Annotated in this window: 23 protein-coding genes and 2 other annotated features; of the genes, 1 reads left to right on the top strand and 22 read right to left on the bottom strand. The window is 42.7% G+C overall.

Features of this window, described 5'->3' with window-relative positions:
- Positions 1-225 precede the first annotated feature (225 nt).
- The 16 genes from rpmA to NSU11_RS12685 form a co-directional block, all read right to left on the bottom strand.
- On the bottom strand, positions 226-510 hold the full coding sequence (rpmA, locus tag NSU11_RS12610; protein WP_003216586.1) for a 50S ribosomal protein L27: 285 nt from the start codon (positions 508-510) through the stop codon (positions 226-228).
- 12 nt (positions 511-522) lie between these two features.
- The gene (locus NSU11_RS12615) at positions 523-861 is read right to left on the bottom strand and encodes a ribosomal-processing cysteine protease Prp (RefSeq protein ID WP_034621123.1); all 339 of its coding nucleotides are present in this window, start codon (positions 859-861) and stop codon (positions 523-525) included.
- 14 nt (positions 862-875) lie between these two features.
- Positions 876-1184: a 50S ribosomal protein L21 gene (rplU, locus tag NSU11_RS12620; protein WP_003216781.1), complete on the bottom strand. Its 309-nt coding sequence runs from the start codon at positions 1182-1184 to the stop codon at positions 876-878.
- 12 nt (positions 1185-1196) lie between these two features.
- Positions 1197-1269 (bottom strand) — a sequence feature (ribosomal protein L21 leader region).
- 66 nt (positions 1270-1335) lie between these two features.
- Positions 1336-2205, bottom strand: coding sequence for a M50 family metallopeptidase (locus NSU11_RS12625; protein WP_044331558.1), 870 nt, complete (start codon positions 2203-2205; stop codon positions 1336-1338).
- Positions 2198-2989, bottom strand: a complete 792-nt coding sequence (locus tag NSU11_RS12630) for a M23 family metallopeptidase (RefSeq protein ID WP_044331557.1) — start codon at positions 2987-2989, stop codon at positions 2198-2200. The genes NSU11_RS12625 and NSU11_RS12630 overlap by 8 nt, the downstream gene beginning before the upstream one ends.
- 219 nt (positions 2990-3208) lie before the next feature.
- Complete coding sequence (gene minD / locus NSU11_RS12635) at positions 3209-4012, bottom strand: septum site-determining protein MinD (RefSeq protein WP_017358134.1); 804 nt, start codon at positions 4010-4012, stop codon at positions 3209-3211.
- 2 nt (positions 4013-4014) lie between these two features.
- Positions 4015-4698, bottom strand: coding sequence for a septum site-determining protein MinC (gene minC, locus NSU11_RS12640; protein ID WP_254806155.1), 684 nt, complete (start codon positions 4696-4698; stop codon positions 4015-4017).
- Between the two features lie 54 nt (positions 4699-4752).
- Positions 4753-5271 (bottom strand): rod shape-determining protein MreD, encoded by a 519-nt coding sequence (gene mreD / locus NSU11_RS12645; protein WP_024423162.1) that lies wholly within the window; start codon positions 5269-5271, stop codon positions 4753-4755.
- Positions 5268-6167, bottom strand: coding sequence for a rod shape-determining protein MreC (gene mreC, locus NSU11_RS12650; protein WP_024423163.1), 900 nt, complete (start codon positions 6165-6167; stop codon positions 5268-5270). The genes mreD and mreC overlap by 4 nt, the downstream gene beginning before the upstream one ends.
- Positions 6168-6194: 27 nt before the next feature.
- Positions 6195-7214 carry a rod shape-determining protein gene (locus NSU11_RS12655; protein ID WP_007501538.1) on the bottom strand — a complete coding sequence of 340 codons (1020 nt, stop codon included), beginning with the start codon at positions 7212-7214 and terminating at the stop codon, positions 6195-6197.
- 89 nt (positions 7215-7303) lie between these two features.
- Positions 7304-7978 carry a DNA repair protein RadC gene (radC, locus tag NSU11_RS12660; protein ID WP_044331749.1) on the bottom strand — a complete coding sequence of 225 codons (675 nt, stop codon included), beginning with the start codon at positions 7976-7978 and terminating at the stop codon, positions 7304-7306.
- Positions 7979-8025: 47 nt separating this feature from the next.
- The gene (locus NSU11_RS12665) at positions 8026-8595 is read right to left on the bottom strand and encodes a Maf family protein (RefSeq protein WP_342493601.1); all 570 of its coding nucleotides are present in this window, start codon (positions 8593-8595) and stop codon (positions 8026-8028) included.
- Between the two features lie 177 nt (positions 8596-8772).
- Positions 8773-9789 carry an SPOR domain-containing protein gene (locus NSU11_RS12670; protein ID WP_029706176.1) on the bottom strand — a complete coding sequence of 339 codons (1017 nt, stop codon included), beginning with the start codon at positions 9787-9789 and terminating at the stop codon, positions 8773-8775.
- A gap of 157 nt (positions 9790-9946) precedes the next feature.
- Positions 9947-10678, bottom strand: coding sequence for an A24 family peptidase (locus tag NSU11_RS12675; RefSeq protein ID WP_257802672.1), 732 nt, complete (start codon positions 10676-10678; stop codon positions 9947-9949).
- 147 nt (positions 10679-10825) lie between these two features.
- Positions 10826-12130 carry a folylpolyglutamate synthase/dihydrofolate synthase family protein gene (locus NSU11_RS12680; protein WP_281237019.1) on the bottom strand — a complete coding sequence of 435 codons (1305 nt, stop codon included), beginning with the start codon at positions 12128-12130 and terminating at the stop codon, positions 10826-10828.
- A 65-nt stretch (positions 12131-12195) separates the two neighbouring features.
- Positions 12196-14838: a valine--tRNA ligase gene (locus tag NSU11_RS12685; protein ID WP_073206700.1), complete on the bottom strand. Its 2643-nt coding sequence runs from the start codon at positions 14836-14838 to the stop codon at positions 12196-12198.
- A gap of 59 nt (positions 14839-14897) precedes the next feature.
- Positions 14898-15127 (bottom strand) — a binding site (T-box leader).
- Between the two features lie 168 nt (positions 15128-15295).
- Between NSU11_RS12685 and NSU11_RS12690 the strand changes: the two genes are divergently transcribed.
- A complete protein-coding gene (locus NSU11_RS12690) occupies positions 15296-15484 on the top strand; it encodes a hypothetical protein (protein WP_003216497.1) in 189 nt (62 codons plus the stop codon).
- Positions 15485-15535: 51 nt separating this feature from the next.
- On the opposite strand, the gene ysxE is transcribed toward NSU11_RS12690, so the two are convergent.
- From ysxE to hemC, 6 genes are all read right to left on the bottom strand, one after another.
- Positions 15536-16567: a spore coat protein YsxE gene (gene ysxE, locus NSU11_RS12695; protein ID WP_034621137.1), complete on the bottom strand. Its 1032-nt coding sequence runs from the start codon at positions 16565-16567 to the stop codon at positions 15536-15538.
- Positions 16568-16604: 37 nt separating this feature from the next.
- A complete protein-coding gene (locus NSU11_RS12700; protein WP_342493602.1) occupies positions 16605-17936 on the bottom strand; it encodes a LysM peptidoglycan-binding domain-containing protein in 1332 nt (443 codons plus the stop codon).
- A gap of 134 nt (positions 17937-18070) precedes the next feature.
- On the bottom strand, positions 18071-19363 hold the full coding sequence (hemL, locus tag NSU11_RS12705) for a glutamate-1-semialdehyde 2,1-aminomutase (RefSeq protein ID WP_039180405.1): 1293 nt from the start codon (positions 19361-19363) through the stop codon (positions 18071-18073).
- A 27-nt stretch (positions 19364-19390) separates the two neighbouring features.
- Positions 19391-20359: a porphobilinogen synthase gene (hemB, locus tag NSU11_RS12710; protein ID WP_029706177.1), complete on the bottom strand. Its 969-nt coding sequence runs from the start codon at positions 20357-20359 to the stop codon at positions 19391-19393.
- The gene (locus NSU11_RS12715) at positions 20359-21150 is read right to left on the bottom strand and encodes a uroporphyrinogen-III synthase (protein WP_268414792.1); all 792 of its coding nucleotides are present in this window, start codon (positions 21148-21150) and stop codon (positions 20359-20361) included. Before NSU11_RS12715 ends, hemB begins: the two co-directional genes overlap by 1 nt.
- Positions 21147-22079 (bottom strand): hydroxymethylbilane synthase, encoded by a 933-nt coding sequence (gene hemC / locus NSU11_RS12720; protein WP_268414794.1) that lies wholly within the window; start codon positions 22077-22079, stop codon positions 21147-21149. Before hemC ends, NSU11_RS12715 begins: the two co-directional genes overlap by 4 nt.
- Positions 22080-22102 lie beyond the last annotated feature (23 nt).

The following is a 22102-nucleotide window of genomic DNA, read 5'->3' on the forward strand; positions in this document are numbered from 1 at the left end:
TAGGAGTCTTATCATCAATATGTCTCCCTGAATTATAACAGAGAAGACAGCATAGAAAAACACTAGTTATGTGAGGAAAGGTTGTTTTTTCTGATCGTATAGGAGAAAATGAGGCAAAGTCAGCAAACGTTCTTTGATATTTATGGAGTGCATCTTCTTTTATCATCTTCGGTACTGCTTGTAAAAAGTGAAAAAACTCCAGTCAATGACCGGAGTTTTTAGCAATTATTGTGCCGCAGGATATACGCTCACTTTTTTACGGTCACGACCGAAACGTTCGAATTTAACCGTTCCGTCGATTTTAGCGAAAAGAGTGTCGTCGCCTCCGCGTCCAACGTTTTCACCTGGATAGATTTTCGTTCCACGTTGACGATAAAGGATAGAACCACCAGTTACGAATTGACCATCAGCACGTTTAGCGCCTAAACGTTTAGACTCAGAGTCACGTCCGTTCTTTGTAGAACCTACCCCTTTTTTAGATGCGAAAAATTGAAGATCTAATCTAAGCATGAAGTTCACCTCCTATTTTTTTGTTGATATTCTCACATAATCGTGATAATCTCGTTCAATTGTCTCTAAGGAAACGACCATGCCTTCTAAAAGCAGCTGGGCTTTTTCAAAGGATACTGGATCTGTATCAGCCGGCAGTTCAAAAGAGAAGTAGCCGCCATCTTCACCAATATCAAGCAGTGGGTCCAATCCTGTCAGTGCAATAATTGAATTGACTGAGCCGAAAACAACAGCAGATACACCTGCACAAACGAGATCCTGACCTTTTTCAGCAAACTCGGCATGTCCAGTCATCTGAAAAGACGTAATGCTTTCATCTGCTGAAGACCGAGTAATGGTTGCTTTGATCATATCACTCACACGCCTTAAGCGTTGATTTTTTCGATAACAACTTTAGTGTAAGGTTGACGATGACCTTGTTTCTTGTGGTTGTTTTTCTTCGGTTTGTACTTGAACACAGTAATTTTCTTACCGCGACCTTGTTTTTCAACTTTAGCCGTTACTGTTGCTCCAGCAACTGAAGGGTTACCCACTTTGACAGTGTCTCCGCCGACAAACAATACGTTTTCGAAAGTTACTGTTTCACCTGCTTCAGCAGCTAGTTTTTCAACATAAACAGTTTGACCTTCTTCAACTTTTACTTGTTTACCACCAGTTTCGATAATTGCGTACATCTCTGCACCTCCTAATAAACTCAGACTCGCCGAATACAGGGGGCCATAGGCACTTTACACCTGCTCCGCGCGGTTGTAGCACGGGTGCTACATATCCATAACATTAAAAAATATATCAAACTAGACGCAGAATGTCAATGTATTTTCACCATTAGTACGGTAAAAGAAGCTCTTCCATTGAGGAAGTGGTTCTGCGATCAGAAAAATACGCATGGAGCAGTTCATTTTCATCAAGCTGGCTCATCTTCACGCCATCTCTTTCAATAATAATTGGATGCTTACAGCCCCTTTGAAATCGTGCCATCACTTCGTATACTTTCTCCTCTGCACTTGCTCTCAGCGGAATCAGTTTTTCTACCTTTTGCTCTTTTTTACCGTAATACCGTTCTAGTAAAAAGCGAACCCTGACGTAATGCCGCTGCCTATGCTCCATCACGAGTGAATAAGCTAAAAAAGTAAGCAGCACCCAGCCATTGAATTGCAGCGGTGCAAACAAAAGTAACCCTCCTGTCAATAGACCGAAAAAGACAAGTGAGCCTTTTATTGCTAGGGCATGTGCACGTTGGAAAGGGTAAAAAACAGATAAGAGCAAAAAGAATAATTTTCCGCCATCAAGCGGCCAAACGGGCAAAAGATTCACAAGGAAAATCGCCATATTATAAAAGGTAAACATCGTAAAGACGTCGTGCGATATAAGAGAAGCCTCCATGAAAAGCCATGCGATGAGCTGGAGCGGTACATGCTGAAGCGGCCCGCACAAAATGACCGCCAGCTCTTCTTTTAACGGACGGTTCCCATGTTCCTCTACTTCCACCGTTCCGCCAAATGGCAGTAAAAAAATCCGCCGAATGCGCCAATGATAATAGCAGGCAGCCGCTGCATGTCCAAGTTCATGGACACAGACGATCACGAGCAGACAAAGCAGCGGCTTGATTTGACCTGACAGAATCGCAAACGCCATCACAACCCACAGCAGCGGATGGATGTGAATTTTCGTCAGCATGAGCAGCCATCTATTCAAAGGTCATCACCTGAATAGGATCGATAAATTGTTCATTTTGCTTAATGGCAAAGTAATACGTGCCCTTCCCTTGATCATCAAGCGAAATCTGGCCAATTTTTTCACCCTTATCGACAAAATCGTATAAGGCCACATCGGCTTTCTTTAATTGACCGTACCAGCTATAGCTGTTATCTGCATGCTGCACTACAACGGTAAGCCCTGTATCGCTTTGCTTTTTCACCTCGACCACGTAGCCTTCCTTCATACTATCAATGGCTTCAGCGGATGTCTCCACTTTGACACCTGCTCCATTTTGTGTAAAGGATTCCTGCACTTTACCAGAGGCAGGAACAGCGAGTTCTTGATTCGCTTGTACGTCCTTTTGGCCATTTTTTTTCTCTGTTAAAAAAGCCAGCGGATGTCCAACTGTTTTTTCAAACCAGCGGTTAGCAGCAGCAAATTGAAAATCTTTCTCAAAAGTCTGAGTAATCATTGGCTTCAGCTGCTGAAACGGACCTGTCTGACCTTTAAATGAAATGGCTGCAATCAAAACAAGGGACGCTGATAATAAGCATTTAAGCACAAAGGTATTCGGATTAAATAAGGGATGACGGTATTTCTTTGTCTGATGAGTCGCCGGTTCATAGGAGGTCGAGCCAGAATGCTTTTCTTCCTCTGTCAGCATAACCCATGGCGGGATATCTTCTTTTTTCTTGAAAGCCGTCTTCTTAGGGGGAGCAGCTGGCTGCATCGTTTTGCGGCGCTGCGCAATTTTCTTTCGGTACTCGTCCACTCTTTTCATGAGATCACCCTTTACATACAAACAGTTTGTACATTTTATGTGACAACCCCATCTGATATGCAACAAAAAGACCGATTCTCATCGAATCGGTCTCAGCATGCAGACAAACCCTTGCATTCAGTGTCAGGTCTGCGCTCCGGTACTCACGAATGTCAAATTCGCTTCGCAAAGGCAGCCGCCTTTCCTAGACTGCAAAGGTTTTCTATCACGGTTCAGTGATTATGCTCTTACACCAAAAAATGCTTTGAGCTTTGCAAACATTCCCTTGTTTTCTTCTTCAAAAGATTGAAGCGGAACAGATTCGCCTAGTACGCGGCGGGCAATATTGCGATAGGCAATCGATACTTTGTTTTTAGCATCCATTACAATCGGTTCACCATTGTTTGAAGCCTTAATCACATCATCATCATCTGCTACAATGCCAAGTAGATCAATTGATAAATGATGTACCACTTCATCTACATCCATTGAATCGCCATTTTTCGCCATGTGTGTACGAATACGGTTGACAATCAAACGAGGCGGTTCGATATCTTCTTGTTCTAACAAACCGATGATTCGGTCCGCATCTCTTACAGCTGAGATTTCAGGCGTCGTCACGACAATGGCCTTGTCTGCACCGGATACAGCATTTTTAAAGCCTTGCTCAATTCCAGCAGGGCAATCAATGACAACATAATCAAAGTCTTGTTTCAATGATTGAATTAATTCTTTGATCTGTTCCGGCTCTACAGCCGTTTTATCACTTGTTTGAGCAGCAGGTAAAAGATACAAAAGATCCTCGAAACGCTTATCTTTTACAAGCGCTTGATGAATTTTGCATCTTCCTTCTACTACATCGACTAGATCATAAATAATGCGGTTTTCTAGCCCCATCACGACATCCAGATTCCGAAGGCCGATATCGGTATCAACTAGACACACTTTTTTCCCTTGAATTGCTAGTGCTGTGCCTAAGTTTGCAGATGTTGTTGTTTTGCCAACGCCGCCTTTTCCTGAGGTAATCACAATAGCCTCGCCCAATTTCACATTCCTCCCTCAAGCCTTGTCAGATTAGGTCTTATATGAGCCAATTGCTGCAGGCGTTCAATGATCATATTGCCATCTATATCTAAATAAGCACATTCCATTTCATTTCCATCTTCTTTTTGGTCTGGTGCACGGTTAAAAACTTGTGCGATGCGAAGCTGTGTTGGAATCATATGAGATGCCGCAATAACAGCCTGTTTGTTGCCATTACATCCAGCATGCGCCACACCTTTTAATGCGCCAAGCACAAAAATATTTCCTCCTGCGCGAATCGTTCCGCCAGGATTGACATCTCCTATTAATAAAAGATCTCCTTCGACATGCAGCACCTGTCCAGAGCGTACAATTTTTGCTACAGAAGTAATTTCAGCCTCTGCTTTTAATCGTCTCGCCTCTTCAGTTGACATGACGTCACTTTCAATGGAGTGGATGACGAGATGTTCATTTTCAGACACCGCTTCAGTCAAACGTGTCTCCTGATCCTCTGTTAAATACCGAAAACCAAGCTTAATATGCACATTGACCTTATGTCCTTCTCTTCCATCTGTATATTGCTCAAGTAATAGAACCTCTCGCAAGCCGGAAAGAAGGTCATCAAACGAACAGTCATCATTCAACTGTAATGTTAATCCGTTTTTTGTACCTTTTATCGTCACATATTGCTGTTTTTGAGTTTTCAAGATGCTCACCTCAACAACATACTCATTTCGCCGTAATTGGACAAACTCCTGCTTTTATTCGTCGATCAGTCCTTGTTTCACATGGGTGAAAAAGAGCCTAAACGGCACAACAAGTATGAGAGACGCAGCAGTATTTAAAAGAATCGTTGGAATAAAGCGTTCGATGACATACGTATTAAACGGCATAATCCCTGGTTGAATTGTCGCTTGAACGCCGTATACATAAAACTCCATCACGGAAACAGCAATAATCGACAGAAAGACAACGACTAACATATTCGTTTGCAGAACTTTAAAGGCTTTTGCTAACAAATAGCAAAGCGCCCCAAAGCCAAACATATGAACACCAAGTATGCCTGTATATGAAATATCATATAAAAGTCCAAAGATAAATCCGTAAATCACACCATATTTTTGATTCACAAAAGCAGTCATAAATACAAGTGCGAGTAAAATGAAATGAGGAGCTAAAATTTGATTCTCTGAAACAAATGGGAGCTTCACTAAATCAACAAAAATGCTGTCAAATACGAAGATAAACAACATGACGAAAGCAAGAAGGACACGTTTCACGATCCTTCCTCCTTCGTCAATTCAGATGCATCTGCTGTACTTGTGCTGCGATTCACCACAATCACGCGGTCTAAATTGTTAAGTTCAGCCGCTGGTTCTACGTAAATGATCTTTGTCAGGCCGTAATGGTCTGGCTCGATTTCACTTACCTTACCAATCGTTAAGCCTTGCGGGAATACGCCCCCTGCTCCAGATGTTTCAACAAGATCTCCTTTTTTGACATCCCCATCTGCATCAGATTTCAGAATATTCATAGTCAGCATTTTTTTCTTGCTGTCATAACCGTTAATGATTCCATTGAGTTCTTCTTTGCCCTTTTTCGCAAAAATTTTCGTTGAAATTCTATTATTTTGGTCAGTAGAGCTTAGCAATCTTACAGTCGAAGTAAAATTGTTGAGCTTATCACTTTCAATCTTCCCAATTAATGCGCCACTCTCATTAGTGACTGCCATATCTTTTTCCACGCCTTGTTTTTTCCCTTTATCAATCATCACAAAGCTATCCCAAAGAGAAGGGTTTCTTGCGATAACAGTTGATAGAATTGGCGTGTAGTCACGAATAGAGTTCACATAGCCAAGCTGTTTGCGAAGCTTTTTGTTCTCATCTTCTAGTTCTTGAAGTTTCGCCTCATACTGAGTTTGTCCATCAAGTTTTTTTCGAAGACGCTCGTTTTCATCATATGTGTTCTTTAAATCTTGTACGTTCCCATAAATACCGGCAATAAATTGTGATGGTTTATGAAAGACACCTTGAAAAAAGCCTGTCGTATCCCCCACTAATTTTTCCGGCCATGAAGCACCTCTGCCGCTTTTCACTGAAAAACCAATCATGGCCACCAGTACGATGACACAGACAAGGAGCAACATTAATCTTTTATTCATAAAAAACTGCGGCATGTCTTACACCTCTTTAATTACGCCCGATTATCGATTATCTTTTGATTTTCCTTTGAACAAATGAATATGTTCTAGTGCTTTCCCTGTCCCGATTGCCACACAGTCAAGCGGGTCTTCTGCAATAATGACTGGCATTTTCGTTTCATCGCTAATGACTTTGTCAAGATTACGCAGCAGTGCACCGCCTCCTGTTAAAACAATTCCGCGGTCCATAATATCTGCTGCGAGCTCAGGCGGGGTTTTTTCAAGAGTCATTTTCACTGCATCGACAATTGTTTCCACCGTATCGCGAAGCGCTTTTGCAATCTCTTCTGCCGTAATAGAGATTGTTTTTGGCAGACCTGTTAAAAGGTCACGTCCGCGAATGTCCATCTCATCATGTACGTCAGGCTGCGCAGAACCGATTTCCATTTTAATCGCTTCTGATGTACGATCACCGATCATTAGGTTATACGTTTTACGGATGTAGCTGCTGATCGCATCATCCATCTCATCTCCTGCCACGCGGATTGATTGTGATGTCACAATACCGCCAAGAGAAATAATCGCTACTTCTGTTGTACCGCCGCCAATATCCACAACCATACTTCCTGTTGGTTCCCATACAGGAAGGTTAGCACCGATTGCCGCAGCAAATGGTTCTTCAATAGGGTATGCGTCACGTGCACCAGCTTGTCTTGTTGCATCAATGACTGCACGCTCTTCTACAGCTGTAATACCAGATGGTACACATACCATGACGTAAGGTTTACGAGCAAAAAGCCCTTTGCCTTTTAATGCTTGATTAATGTAATATTTCATCATTGTTGCTGTCGTCTCGTAATCTGCAATGACACCGTCTTTCATTGGGCGTAGTGCCACAACATTACCAGGTGTACGGCCAATCATGTTTCTAGCATCATTTCCGACTGCCACTATAGACTTCGTATCAGTTTCCAAGGCTACGACCGAAGGTTCTCTTACAACAATGCCTTTTCCTTTAATAAAAACAAGCGTATTCGCTGTGCCAAGATCTATTCCAAGGTCTTTTGTACCAATTCCAAACATATGTATGTATCTTCCTTTCTTAAACCAAAATTCCCTTAGGGAAAAACTCATAAACTCTATTATATCGTAAAACATTGAAAAAAAAAGTGTTACAAATACCCTTTTTCCTTCAAACTCACAAATTTTTGATCACCTATGACAAGATGATCAAGCAGCTGTATTCCAATCAGCTGTCCACATTCAAAAAGTCGCTGTGTGACTTCAATATCTTCCCTGCTCGGCGTCGGATCTCCAGATGGATGGTTGTGCACACATATAAATGAAGCAGCGGACCGTTTAAAGGCCTCTTTGAAAATTTCACGCGGGTGAACGATGGATGAGTTCAAACTTCCAATAAACACGGTATGTTTATGAAGGACTTGATTTTTAGTATTGAGATAAAGACAAACGAAATTTTCCTGTTGTAAAAACCTCATATCTTCCATCACAAAGTTTGCCCCATCCTCTGGTGTGCGGATCACATAGCGGTTGTCCGTCGTTTGATGGTGTAATCTAGTGCCGAGTTCTAAAGCAGCTAAAAGAGAGACCGCCTTCGCCTTTCCAACTCCTCGAATCTTCGACATTTCTTCAATTGAGGCTTCTCTTATAGTGCGAAGACCGCCAAATGTTTGCAGAAGTCTTGCCGAAATTTGAAGAACTGATTCCTTTTTTGTGCCTGTCCTTAAAAGAATCGCAACAAGTTCATGGTTTGACAGACTGCCGGGACCATATTTAATCAATCGTTCTCTCGGCTTTTCATCTTGAGGAAAATGCTTTAGCAACATAGGGAAATCGTTCATGATGCCCACTCCTTTTAGATTCCTTCCTGTCATCAAAAAGGGGTGATTCCAAATGTTTCGAGCACTCTAACTGTTTTGGCAATAGGGAGACCTACAACGGAAAAATAATCACCATCTATTTTTTGAACAAACAGTGCACCTTTTCCTTGAATGCCATAGCTTCCCGCTTTATCAAGCGGTTCTCCCGTTTCGATATAGCGGTCTATTTCATTTTGCGTAAGTGTCCAAAACGTCACTTCTGTCTGTTCATAAAATGTTTCTTTTCTATTCTCTGATTGAACCGTGACACCCGTCAAGACTTGATGTGTCTTTCCTGACAATAATTGAAGCATTGAGGCCGCTTCTTCCTTGTCTTTTGGTTTCCCAAGACATTTGCCGTCAATTGCAACAATCGTATCTGCACCAATAATCACAGCTTCGGGATATAATCTTTGAATATCATTTGCTTTTTGTTCTGCCAACCATTGGACGTTCTCAGCAGGAGAAAGGTTTCGATTTATTTCTTCTTTTAAATCACTTGCTTGAATGTCATAAGAAAACCCTGCTAAATCAAGCAATTCTTTTCTTCTAGGTGATTGAGATGCGAGTATTAACTGGTTCATGTTTGTTCATCCTTTCAGGGTTTAGCCTAAGAAGTAAGATACCCATTCATCCTATCAAATGAACATCTTACCGACAATTGACGAAAATGCCATTTTCATGTTCCTCCATCATTATGTTGGAAGCAAAAGAAAAAAACTAGTCATTTTTTGACTAGTTTGGTTTCTTAAAATATGATTTTACGTATTTAATTGATCAAGCAGTGCCTGCTGGGATTTCCACCCGTTTTCAGCAGTAGGTTCATTTAACAGCTGCACCGCTTTCAGCAAACTGCTTTTAGCTGGTGCGTCCGTTGTTTTGGCACTTTCAAGCTCAGAGATCAGCTGCGCAACGTCCTTTTGATCCACATCATCCCCTGCAATGACCTTAGAGGATAAAACAGATGCCTTTTCTATTAAACTAGTCAGCTCCTCCGGTACTTGAAATGAGAGCTCCTTGCCTCCCCACGCCTCAAAGTGCTGATCAATCAGCTTCTTCCCAACAGCACTTGTCATGCCCTGTTCTGTCGCAAGCCCAGCAATGACATAATAGCCATCATCCATCGAGACCTTTTTCCCCGCATATCCTGCTTCTTTTAAACTGCCAACTAATTCATCTGCTCCTTTTTCAGAGGAAAACTTTCCAGCCTGTACGACATAGGTTGAAAAACTGCCAGAGGCGCTTTTTTCATCCTTATTCTCTTTTGATTCATCAGCAGTATCTGCTGGCGGCGCATCCCCGCCCGCTTTCATTGATGATTGATTTCCGGACGCTGAAACGCTGATATCTCCCCCTGATGGATTCTGAGTACCATCTTGACTTAAGCTAAGTGCAAACACACCAAGGCCTGTCCCAAGAACCACTGCAAACACAATCGTTGTCATCACTCTCTTAAACGGGCCGCGGTTTTTACCGAACTTCTGGTCAAAGGAGCCTTTTTTCTTTTGATAAGGTGTGACGACCTTTGGGTCAGAATGATAAATATGATCAGCTGCGTCATCCCACTGGAAGTCTTCTTCTTTCGGTTTAGCCGGTTCTTCCTCGGAAGCAGCTGTCTCCTGTTCTGACTGCCTTTTTTCCTCCCAATTCGAAAACGTCACTTGATCATCCTCTTGCTGTTTTGGCGGCTGGTGGTCATCTTCATGAAGCATTTCTTCTTTGCCATTAATATTGACTTTTAACCCTTGTTTTTTTGCCTGCCTTTTTTTCACTGTCATTCCCCGCTTTCTGACATTGTTTGTAAGAAAGACCTTTTTGTCCAATGAATCAGCGCGAATGTAACCCGTCCTTCTTTCTGTTTCACACTTTAACATAGCGGATAAAAAAAAGAACAAGACTTTTGTCGGCACGGAAAAAAAGTGTTCGCCAATTTTTTCAACCGATCGACCCGGCCAACGGGAGCATGACATGAGCGCCATAGAGATACAGCCAAAAAGAAAAAGAGATCGCAGGAACAAAGGGAAATGGCTCATCTAATCGAAAAGAAAAAACCTTCGCATAGACGATTCCAGCGATACACGAGAGAAAAAGAATGAGAAGGAATGGCTTTAAGCCAAAGCAAAATGCAAGCACACTGAACAGCTTCATATCAGCTCCACCCATGCTATTTGGCTTGAAACGATCTAAACTATAAAACAAGAGAAAGCAAAAAAGAAGCGAAGCCGCTCCTTCCCACCAAATAAGAAGAGGTTCAAGCGTGCGGTATATGACGAAAAGAGGGAAAAAGAAGAGAAACAGCTCGTTTGGCACCCTCATATAAAGGAGATCGCTCACGACAGCAATCACAAATAAACTACAAAGAATCACAAGAAAAAGACCTTCAAACGAAATACCAGCGATTCTATACATGAGCAAAAAAAGACTGCCTGACAGCAGCTCAATCAGTGGATATAGCATTGGCAACCGAGTGCCGCAATGTTTACAAGTCCCCCTCAATAATGCATACGAAACTAGCGGAATCATCTCGCGCAAGGAAAGCGGCTGTTTACAGGCTGTGCAGTGAGAACGAGGAAAAAGAATAGACCGCTTCAGTGGCAGCCTTTCACCGACTAGATGAAAGAATGACCCCATGGTGATGCCCGCAAGAAACACAAAAATGCCTATCATATATCGTGACCCCTTCCGAGAATAAGATAGACCGGATTTTACCATGACCGTATTCATTGTGCACATAGCAAAAATATGATTTTACTTCTCTTCTGCGTATCAAAATAAAAAAACGCAAGAGGCATTGAAGCCATTTGCGTTTTTTTGTTATCCGATCATACGATTTCTTATATCTGAAATAAAATAAAGAGAGCCAGTCACAAGAATCACCGCTGAAGGATCATCACTTTTATTCTGAATGAACTCAAGCACTGTACGAGGGTCATCATCATACGACTTTGCGTCTAACTGACTGCATACATAAAGCTTTTCAGCTGATTCGGCTCTTGGAAAATCAAATGAAACAAAATGAATAGAAGAACTGACAGCTTCAAGCTTTTGAATCATTTTCTTGTACGGCTTATCTTTTAAAGCACTAAAACATATATGCACCTGTTTACTAGAAAAATGAGCTTGTACGGTTTCAATTAAACGGTCGATCCCTTCTTCATTATGAGCGCCGTCTAAATACACTGGAGGCTGATCTTTAATCTTTTCAAATCTCCCAGCCCAAACTGCCTGCCGAATGCCTTCATATATTTGCTCTTCTGTCACGCTAATATAGCCTTCTTGCTCCAGCCATTCAATGAGTAAAACAGCAAGGGAAGCATTTTGCCTTTGATGCGTTCCAATTAATCCTGTTTCAAGCTGAGGATACTGCCTTTTTGATGTGCGTAATGTGAAACGTTCACCTGTTTCTGTCGGCTGCTGCTCATCAAAGCTGCAAGTATCATGTAAGGAAATACATTCGGCATTCTTTTCTTTTGCTGTGTTTTGAATGACAGCAAGAGCTTCAGGCTGGTGAACTGCCGTGATCATCGGAATACCCTTTTTGATAATGCCCGCTTTTTCAGCTGCAATCTGTTCAAGTGTGTCACCTAAAATGGCCATATGATCATGACCAATCGACGTAATCGCTGTTAAGATAGGCACAGCAATATTTGTAGAATCAAGCCTTCCGCCAAGCCCTGTTTCCAAGAGGACAAAGTCTACTTGGTGCACTTGAGCAAAATAAGCAAATGCACATGCTGTAATGATTTCAAATTCTGTTGCTGCGCCAAGCTCTGTTTGATCTAATTCATCAACAAGAGGCTTGATTTCATTCACCAAACTCAGCCATTCTTCATCCTCTATAGGCGCTCCGTTCACGCTGATTCTTTCATTGAACGTTAGTATAAATGGGGAGGTGAAAGTTCCGACTGAATAGCCGGCTGCCTGTAAAACAGAACGCGTAAACGCAATGGTTGATCCTTTGCCATTTGTACCTGCAACATGTACTGCTTTTATGCTTTGTTCCGGATTTCCTAGTCTGTTCATCAGCCATTTCATTCGTTCAAGACCCGGTTTTACGCCAAAGGCCAGTCTGCTGTGAATCCACTCAATCGCTTCATGGTAGGTTGTAAACAATGTCATCTCTCATTTCATACGAAATTTTCAAAAAAGACGACTCCATTTCATTAGGAGCCGTCTTTTCACTCTTATGCTTTCAGCTCTTCAATACGCTTTTGAACAGCTTCGCGTTTTGCGACATAATCACGTTCTTTCGCACGCTCTTCTTCTACGACACTTTCAGGCGCTTTTTTCATAAAGCCTTCATTGCCAAGCTTTTTCTGAACTCGTTCCACTTCTTTTGTCAGTTTATCAAGCTCTTTTTGCAGACGAGCAATTTCTTCATCTAAGTTGATTAAGCCTTCAAGCGGCAGAATGAGTTCTGCTCCAGAAATAACAGCCGTCATCGCTTTATCACTAGCTGGGACATCTGTGCCAATTTCAAGAACACTTGGGTTCGTGAATCGCTCAATATATGAACGATTTTTCTCTAAACGTTCCTGAACATCAGACGTAGATGCTTTAATGTAAAGCTCAACTTGTTTGCTCATTGGCGTGTTCACTTCACTGCGAATGTTACGAACAGAACGAATGAGTTCAACAAGCAGCTTCATATCAGCAGAAGCTTGTTCGTTGGAAAGCTCCGGCTTCACTTCAGGCCATGCCGCTACAGTAATAGACTCACCTTCATGCGGTAGATGCTGCCAGATTTCTTCTGTTAAGAACGGCATAAACGGATGTAAAAGTCTCATTGTTTGATCTAATACATACGCAAGGATCGAACGAGTCGTTTTCTTTGCTGCTTCGTCTTCACCATAAAGCGGAAGCTTCGCCATTTCAATGTACCAATCACAGAAATCATCCCAAATGAAGTTGTATAAATGTCTGCCCACTTCACCGAATTCATATTTGTCAGCAAGCTGTGTGACACTTTCAATTGTTTCATTTAAGCGTGTTAAAATCCATTGATCAGCAACTGATTTTTCTCCTGATAAATCAAGCTCATCATACGTTAAACCATCCATATTCATTAAAGCAAAACGGGATGCGTTCCAAATTTTGTTCGCAAAGTTCCAAGTGGATTCAACCTTTTCAAAGCTAAAACGAAGATCCTGGCCTGGTGAGCTTCCAGTCGCTAAGAAATATCTTAATGAATCCGCACCGTATTTGTCGATGACCTCCATTGGATCAATTCCGTTGCCAAGCGACTTACTCATTTTACGTCCTTGTTCGTCGCGGATGAGCCCATGAATGAGGACATCTTTAAACGGTTTTTCTCCTGTGAATTCAAGACCTTGGAAGATCATGCGGGATACCCAGAAGAAAATGATGTCATAGCCTGTTACAAGCAGATTGGTTGGGTAGTAGCGCTTGAAGTCTTCACTGTCTGCATCTGGCCAGCCCATTGTAGAAAACGGCCACAGCGCTGAACTAAACCATGTATCAAGTACATCGTTATCCTGTTCCCAGTTCTCAATATCTTCTGGTGCTTCAAGTCCAACGTATACTTCTTTCGTTTCTTTATGATACCAAGCCGGAATGCGGTGTCCCCACCATAGCTGACGAGAAATACACCAGTCACGGATATTTTCCATCCAATGTAAATATGTCTTTTCAAATCGGTCTGGAACAAATTGAACTTGGTCGTCCCCTTTTTGCAGATGAATGGCTTCGTCTGCCAGCGGCTGCATTTTCACAAACCATTGTGTCGATAAATACGGTTCAACGACAGCTCCACTTCGCTCACTATGACCAACTGAATGCATGTGGTCTTCAATTTTGAACAAAATGCCTTCCTCTTGTAAATCCTTCACAAGCTGTTTGCGGCATTCGAAACGGTCCATTCCTTTGTATTTCAGGGCATTCGCATTCATTGTGCCATCTTCATTCATGACAAGAATACGCTCTAGCCCGTGGCGGTTTCCAAGCTCAAAGTCATTCGGATCGTGAGCAGGTGTAATTTTCACAGCACCTGAGCCAAACTCCATATCGACATAGTCATCACCGACGATTGGGATTTCACGGCCTGTAATTGGTAAAACCACTGTTTTTCCAATCAAATGCTGATAGCGTTCGTCATCAGGGTGTACGGCTACGGCTGTATCCCCCAGCATAGTTTCAGGTCTTGTTGTCGCAATTTCAATTGAACCTGTTCCATCTGAAAGCGGATATCTCAAGTGATAAAACGCACCTTGAACATCCTTATAAATCACTTCAATATCAGAAAGTGCCGTTTTCGTTGCTGGATCCCAGTTAATGATGTACTCTCCGCGATAAATAAGCCCTTTTTCATACAATTGAACAAACACTTGGCGAACGGCTTTATTCAGACCTTCATCTAAAGTAAAACGTTCACGGGAGTAATCGAGGCCAAGTCCCATTTTCGCCCACTGGCTGCGAATAAAATCTGCATATTCTTCTTTCCACTTCCACGTTTCTTCCACAAATTTCTCCCGGCCAAGGTCATACCGGCTTACGCCTTCTTCGCGAAGCTTTGCCTCGACTTTTGCTTGAGTCGCAATACCGGCATGGTCCATACCTGGAAGCCAAAGAACGTCATAGCCCTGCATCCGTTTCATACGTGTCACGATGTCTTGGAGTGTAGAATCCCATGCATGCCCAAGGTGCAGTTTTCCTGTCACGTTTGGTGGAGGAATGACGACTGTATATGGATCTTTCGTTTTATCATTTTGTGCTTCGAAGAATTTCCCTTCAAGCCAGTACGTATAGCGGTCTTTTTCAATCGCATTCGGATCGTACTTTGTTGGCATTTCTTGATTATTTGTTCCCATTTGTGTAACCTCCACATTTTTTCGGCTGATGAAACATAAAAAAAGCCTTTCCATCCTTATAAAAGGACGAAAAAGCTTTTTCGCGGTACCACCTTTTTTCATGAGACACATACACGTGTCCCATACACTCTAAAGGATAACGGGGTTCTCCCGAATTTCTCTACTTGTTCATTCAAGAAATTAAGCTCACAGGCGACCTTCCAAACAAGTACATCCTAGGAAACCTTTCAGCTCTTGGCTTCCCTCTCTTTAGGGTCTTGCTCGTACTCTTCCTGATCCACGCTTACGATATATCACGTTCATCAGCACATACTCATCTTTTATTAATATTACTAAATGCCTTTTGTTTTCGTCAATCATCTTTTCCGCTTTTCTTCTTCTTTATACAAATTGGGCAGGCACCCTTCGCCCTTTTGCCCATATGATAATAACAAAATGAAGAAGGAGGGCGTTTGATTTGAAGAAGATCAATCCTTACACACTTCCCCCCTGGCTGAGACAAATTCGGGCAGTTGCTTCCCAAGTCGTTCTCCCGATTGCTATATTTCAAGGATTTCGTACGATCATTTTCCCTACGACATTTGACGTCCTCATTCTAGGTATTCTTATTTTTCTCGCCTGTGCCTTTCATCTTGATTGGTTTTAAAAACTCATCATTATGTACCTGCCCATATAAAGCCAACGCAGTATAACCTCGTCATTCCGCCGATGACGAGGCACTTTGTTCTTCTTCAAGCCGTCTAGCCTGCTCAATTTCGTGAATTTTCATGACGGTCGGCTCAGAATTTTTCATCTGCCAATACGCTCTTAACAGCTGCTGGCAGCTTTCCATTTCATCCTGCCCGCCTGCTTCATAGGCTTTTACTGTATCAAACAGCCCTTGCGGATAAGCGAGGTAGCTTAGGAACAAATGCAGTTCTTCCTCCCGAAGAGGGTTTCCTTTTTGATACGTATAAAACAAAGAAGTACATTCAGGACAAGACGTAGGATAGGTTTTGAAAGTCCGAAAGTAAAAGGTCAGAAGATCATAAATGGGGGAGGCTTTTTTAGACCGCTCGAAATTGGTGAAATGTCCTGTCCCTACATCATTATACAAAAAGTGATGGATCGATAGCTGCCCATGATTTAGCACAACACGCGTTGTCTCTTTGTCTTTCATTTCTTCATGCCAATCTTCTAAACGTTCAAGCGCAAATTCACTGGCAGACATCGCCTCTGAAAAATACATAGCAGCGGCCAGCTCAAATGGCGACATATACCACGTTTGTTCTGCCCGCTCTATGAATCGTTCATACATGTCTTTCTCTGTTTCCCATTTGGTCTTGATTTGTGTGTAATGCGCTTCGATCTCTTGCTCTGTGATATCCATCATGACTTCAGTCCGCTTATGAAGTCTTGCAATCTCTTGAAATAAATATTCGTGCTTATCGTCCTGCTCTTCTCTCTTTTCATTCGTCAGCCACGGCATCAGATAGTATGCATACTGGCTTTCCCGATGACTTGAGAAAAAGGAACCGCTCGTCGTCCGATAAATCGGCACAAAGGAGCGATAGCCCTTTGATTCCAGTTCAAGCATTTGTTCTGTAAATTGCATATGCCGGCTGGCTTTTACTCGCTTTAGAGCAAATACACCCTGCTTTGTATATACCTTGATGACAGCAGGACTGACAGGTTCAATATATTCAGCCTCAAGTCCGTATTCGTATAAGACAGATTGGATTTCATCCACGTTCACTCACCACATTTTCTCGGTCAGTCATCGCTTGCTATGCATTGCTTTTTTGATATTCAGGAATATAAAGAATCTGCCCTTCCTCAAGCTCCGCATCAATCGATAATGAGTTTGTGCGAAGAAGCTGCTGCACATTCAACTGATATCTCTCACAAATACGATCGACCGTATCTTCTTGCTGAACTATACATATTTTCATGCGGGAAAAATCTTCCTCCTCCTGCTTAGCGAACAGCTTTGTTAAATAAAGAGAGTTCTCACTGCCAGACGTTTCTCTCACGTCTTCTTCAAGCTCCTCTTCTTCTTGAGCTGACTCATATATTTTAGGTGCTTCCCGTTCATATAACCGCCCGAGCTGATATTCATCATCGTGCGCCTCATGCTCAGGCTCCACTTGATCAGCAGGTGATTCAAAAGCCGGATACGACTGTACCGTTTCTTCCTGCTCTTCAGCAGCTTCCGGATCCTTTCTTACTTCCACTTCAAAGAACGGCTCTTCCCGCTCCTCTTCTTCTAATAGCTTTGGCGGTTCAAAAAATGGCGGTTCCTGCACCTGAGCTTCAGGGATGGATCGATAACCAAGCGCCACAGCTTCTTCTTGATTATTCGGCTGTTCTGGCTGTTCTGGCTGTTCTGGCTCTTCAGGTTCTTCTAATTCTTCAGTTTCGTCGGACGCTTCCTCTACTTCCCTGTTCACCAATTCTATCTTAATTTCTTCTTCCTCTTCTTCTTGTACTTCCTGCACTTCCTGTTCCTCCTGCTCCGCGCGCGTATCATGTTGGAATACAGGCTGATTCTCATCATGCTCACGTTCTTCGCCTTGCAGCTCTTCTTGTTCTTCATGTTCCGGCTGCAACTGATAATCGTAGGCCATATCGCCATAATCCACTTCAGAACGATGGACAAATTCATACGGCTCCTCTACAGGCGCCGGAGGCGTTTCCTCGTTTAATAAGCCCTCAATGGCTAAATCAGCCTGAATGGTAAGCAAACGATTCTCTGTCAGCTGGTAATCAAACGCATCAATAAACACAAACACATCATTTAAATGACTAATTTTGTTCTTCGGAATGGTGATATCGACTGGAAATTGATGCAGAAGCTCCGCCGTTCCGTCTTCTCTGACCTTTACCTCATCTGCTTCCCTGTATGTTGGAAAGGAACTCAATTCACCCAATAGCTCCTCTTGATTTATGTTGTATTCTCCTGTTAGCTCGAGTGAACCTCTAATAGAAACATAATCATTCACTTCTTGAACGAGAATGTCAGGGTCGAGAGAAATTGACAGCAGCTCACTGACTTCCTGTCCGCTTTTGAAATAAATGGATTCTTCTACCGAAAACTGTAATCGATTGTTTTGAGACAAGTCGGTGTCCTCCTTTCATCTAATCCTTAAAAAATAAAATTAGATGTCAATACAGTTGTATGTGGGAGGAAGTGAAAATATGATTGGTTTTCTCCAATGCAAAAAGCCGATATGTCTCCATATCGGCTTTTGTTTTATCGACGTAGTTTTTGAAAAACCTTTTCCACTGTCTCAATCGTATATTCGATGTCTTCATCTGTATGAGCTGTTGACAGGAATAGTCCTTCAAATTGAGAAGGCGGGAGGAAGATGCCGTGATCGGCCATTTCTTTGTAAAATTCAGCGAATAAAGCAAGATCAGCTGTTTTCGCTTTGTCATAATTGATCACTTCTTCATTTGTAAAGAAGAATCCGATCATGGAACCCGCACGGTTAAACGTTAATGGAATTCCGTATGCTTTCGCCGCTTTCGAAATACCTTCTTCTAAACGGTCACCTTTTCGTTTAAACTCTTCATAAGACTCAGGTGTCAGCTGTTTTAGGGTTTCTAAGCCTGCTGTCATCGCAAGAGGGTTACCAGATAACGTTCCTGCTTGATATATTGGACCGCTTGGCGCAATTTGTCTCATAATATCCGCTCTTCCGCCATAAGCACCGACCGGAAGACCGCCGCCAATGACTTTACCAAGGCACGTCAGATCAGGTGTGATGCCAAAATAGCCTTGCGCGCAGTGATAATCCACACGGAAGCCTGTCATGACCTCATCAAAAATAAGCAATGATCCGTATTGCTCCGTGATGTCTCTTAGTCCTTGCAAGAAACCTTCTTGCGGAGGGACAACCCCCATATTTCCTGCGACCGGCTCTACAATAACACCAGCGATATCATCTCCGAATTCTTGAAAAGCAACTTGAATACTTTCTAAATCATTGTACGGCACTGTGATTGTGTTACTTGCAGTCCCTTCAGGAACACCAGGACTATCAGGCAGTCCAAGCGTTGCTACTCCAGAACCCGCTTTAATGAGCAAAGAATCACCGTGGCCATGATAGCAGCCTTCAAATTTCACAATTTTATTTCTGCCCGTAAAACCACGAGCTAGACGAAGTGCACTCATCGTCGCCTCTGTACCAGAGCTGACCATGCGAATAACTTCGATGGAAGGAACCCGTTCTGATACAAGTTTAGCTAATTCATTTTCAACTAACGTAGAAGCACCGAAGCTTGTCCCATTTTCCGCTACTCGCTGAATGCTTTCAACGACACGGTCATTCGTATGTCCTAAAATAAGCGGTCCCCATGATAAGACATAATCGATGTATTCATTTCCATCAATATCATAGATCTTGGCGCCTTTGCCTCGTTCCATAAAAATTGGGTCTGTGTTGACTGATTTAAATGCACGCACAGGGCTGTTGACACCACCAGGCATTAAATGCTGTGCTTCTTCAAATGCTTGCTTTGATTTTTCATAGCTACGTCCCATTTCAACGTCCTCCTGTCTATCCGTTCTTTATTCTGAGAGCCATTTTGCTGCATCTTTTGCATGATACGTAATGATGAGTTCTGCTCCTGCACGTTTCATGCTTGTCAGCATTTCAAGAACAAGCTCTTTTTCAGAAATCCAGCCATTTTGAGCAGCGGCTTTCACCATTGCATACTCTCCGCTCACATTGTAAGCAACAACAGGGAGTGTAAATTCATTTTTCACATCACGCATAATGTCTAAGTAAGAAAGGGATGGTTTGACAATTAAGAAGTCAGCTCCCTCTTCTACATCAGATTGCGCTTCTCTTAGTGCTTCTAAACGGTTTGCAGGGTCCATTTGATATGTTTTACGATCTCCAAACTGCGGTGTACTATGTGCCGCATCACGGAACGGACCGTAAAAAGCACTTGCATATTTCACCGCATATGACATGACAGGTACATGAATAAAGCCTGCTTCATCAAGTGCCTCACGAATGGCAACAACAAATCCGTCCATCATATTTGAAGGCGCGATGATATCTGCACCTGCACGCGCTTGGCTGACAGCAGTTTTCGCTAATAGCTGAAGAGATTCATCATTTAAGATTTCTCCATCTTCAACGATTCCGCAATGTCCGTGATCTGTATATTGGCATAAGCAAGTGTCTGCAATAACCACGAGCTCTGGGAAATGCTTTTTGATCTCAAGCGTTGCTCTTTGAACAATGCCATGATCGTGATACGCCTCACTACCTACATGATCTTTATGATCTGGCACACCAAATACAATGATTGATTTGATGCCAAGGTCCACAAGCTCTTGGACTTCTTCTTTCACAAGATCTACAGAAATGTGATATACACCTGGCATTGAAGAGACTTCTTTTCGGACATTTTCTCCCTCTACAAAAAAGATCGGGTAAATGAAATCAGATGGTCTTAAAAAGGTTTCTCTGACTAATTCTCTCATTCCTGCGCTTGTCCGCAATCTGCGGTGTCTGTTAAATTTCATCAATGGTTCAACTTCCTTTCAGATAAACGGCACATTAAATCAAGCATTCCGTCTATCGTATAAGTTTCTGGGGTTTCAGATGAAATCCCGTATTGAAGCAGTGCCTCTTTTGTCAGAGGACCGATCGTCACAAAACTGGTGTCAGATGCAGCAAGCATCGCTGCGTCTGGTTCCATCACATGCATAAAAGAATGAACAGTGGATGAGCTCGTAAATGTAATAAAATCAAATGATTGCTTCGTCATTGCCGATTTAAGAGCAGCAATTCCTTCCTCATCCTTAACTGTTTCATATAAAATCCATTCTTTTACCTCTATGCCGAGCGGAATGAGGGTCTCTTTGACCACATCTCGTGACAGATGCCCTTTTGCTACAAACACACGCTCTCCTGGGCGTACATGGTCAAGTAATGCATCTGCCAGTTCCTCCGCTATAAATCGTTCTGGCACCACATCCACCTTCAAGCCGTGCTGCTCAAGATAGGCAGAGGTTTTCTCTCCTACAGCAGCCACTTTCAAATGGGTTAAGCTCTTATGTAAATGATGGTCTTTTATGTAATTCAGAAAAAAAGACGCACCATTCACACTCGTGAAAACAAGCCAGTGGCTATTTTGTAAGTCCTTTAAAAAGGCCTGCGCTTTTTCTTTTGTGAGCGTAGCCTCAAACCGAATAAGAGAGGTTAAAACCGCATGGCCGTTCAGCGCTTCGATCTTTTGCTGAAACACGCCCGCTTGACGTTCATTTCGAGTGACAAGCACCGTCTGTCCGTGAAGCGATTTGCCTATGCTCATTGAGACAGATCCTTTTTCACCTTGTCGATCAAATCCTTTGCTCCCTTATCGGCCATCTGCTTCGCACACGCTGTTCCAATGGCTTCAGGGTCAGTGCCTGTGACGGTTTCTCGAATAATCGTGTGTCCATCAGCAGAAGCAACAAGACCTGTTAGTTCAATTTCATTATGCTCATTCATTGTTGCATAGCCAGCGATCGGCACCTGACAGCTTCCATCCATTTGTTTGAGGAAGGCTCTTTCTGCAAGGACCGTTTTCTTCGTATATTCATTCGTAAATTGGGCGAGAAGCTTAAGCAGTTCTTCATCATCCCCGCGGCACTCAATCGATAGCGCGCCTTGTCCAACGGCAGGAAGGCAAGTCTCAGGAGATAAAAATTCCGACACGACCTTTTTGCTCCATCCCATTCTGGACAGACCGGCAGCCGCTAGAATAATGGCATCATACTCTTCATTTTTCAGCTTTTCCAATCTTGTATCAATGTTTCCTCGAATCCATTTAATCTCAAGATCTGGTCTTTCCTGAAGAAGCTGGGCGCTGCGCCGTAAGCTGCTTGTTCCCACAATTGCGCCCTTAGGCAGTTCGCTGAGACTTAGATGATCCTTCGAAATAAGTGCATCCCGCACATCTTCACGCTCAGGAATACAGCCAATAACTAAACCTTCTGGAAGAGCAGCGGGCATATCCTTCATGCTGTGCACCGCCATATCGATGTCATGATTCAGCATCGCCTGCTCAATCTCTTTAACAAACAGTCCTTTTCCGCCAACCTTAGATAAAGTCACATCTAAAATTTGATCACCCTTTGTCACAATTTCTTTTATTTCAAAAGAATAAGAAGGGTTTAATTCAGACAGCTTTTGAATGACCCATTTTGTTTGTGTAATTGCCAGCTTACTTCGTCTAGAACCTACTTTAATTGTACGCAATACGTCTTCCTCCCGACAATGCC

The sequence above is a fragment of the Bacillus sp. FSL R5-0712 genome, assembly GCF_038593285.1.
In the GTDB taxonomy this organism is placed as follows: domain Bacteria; phylum Bacillota; class Bacilli; order Bacillales; family Bacillaceae; genus Bacillus; species Bacillus safensis.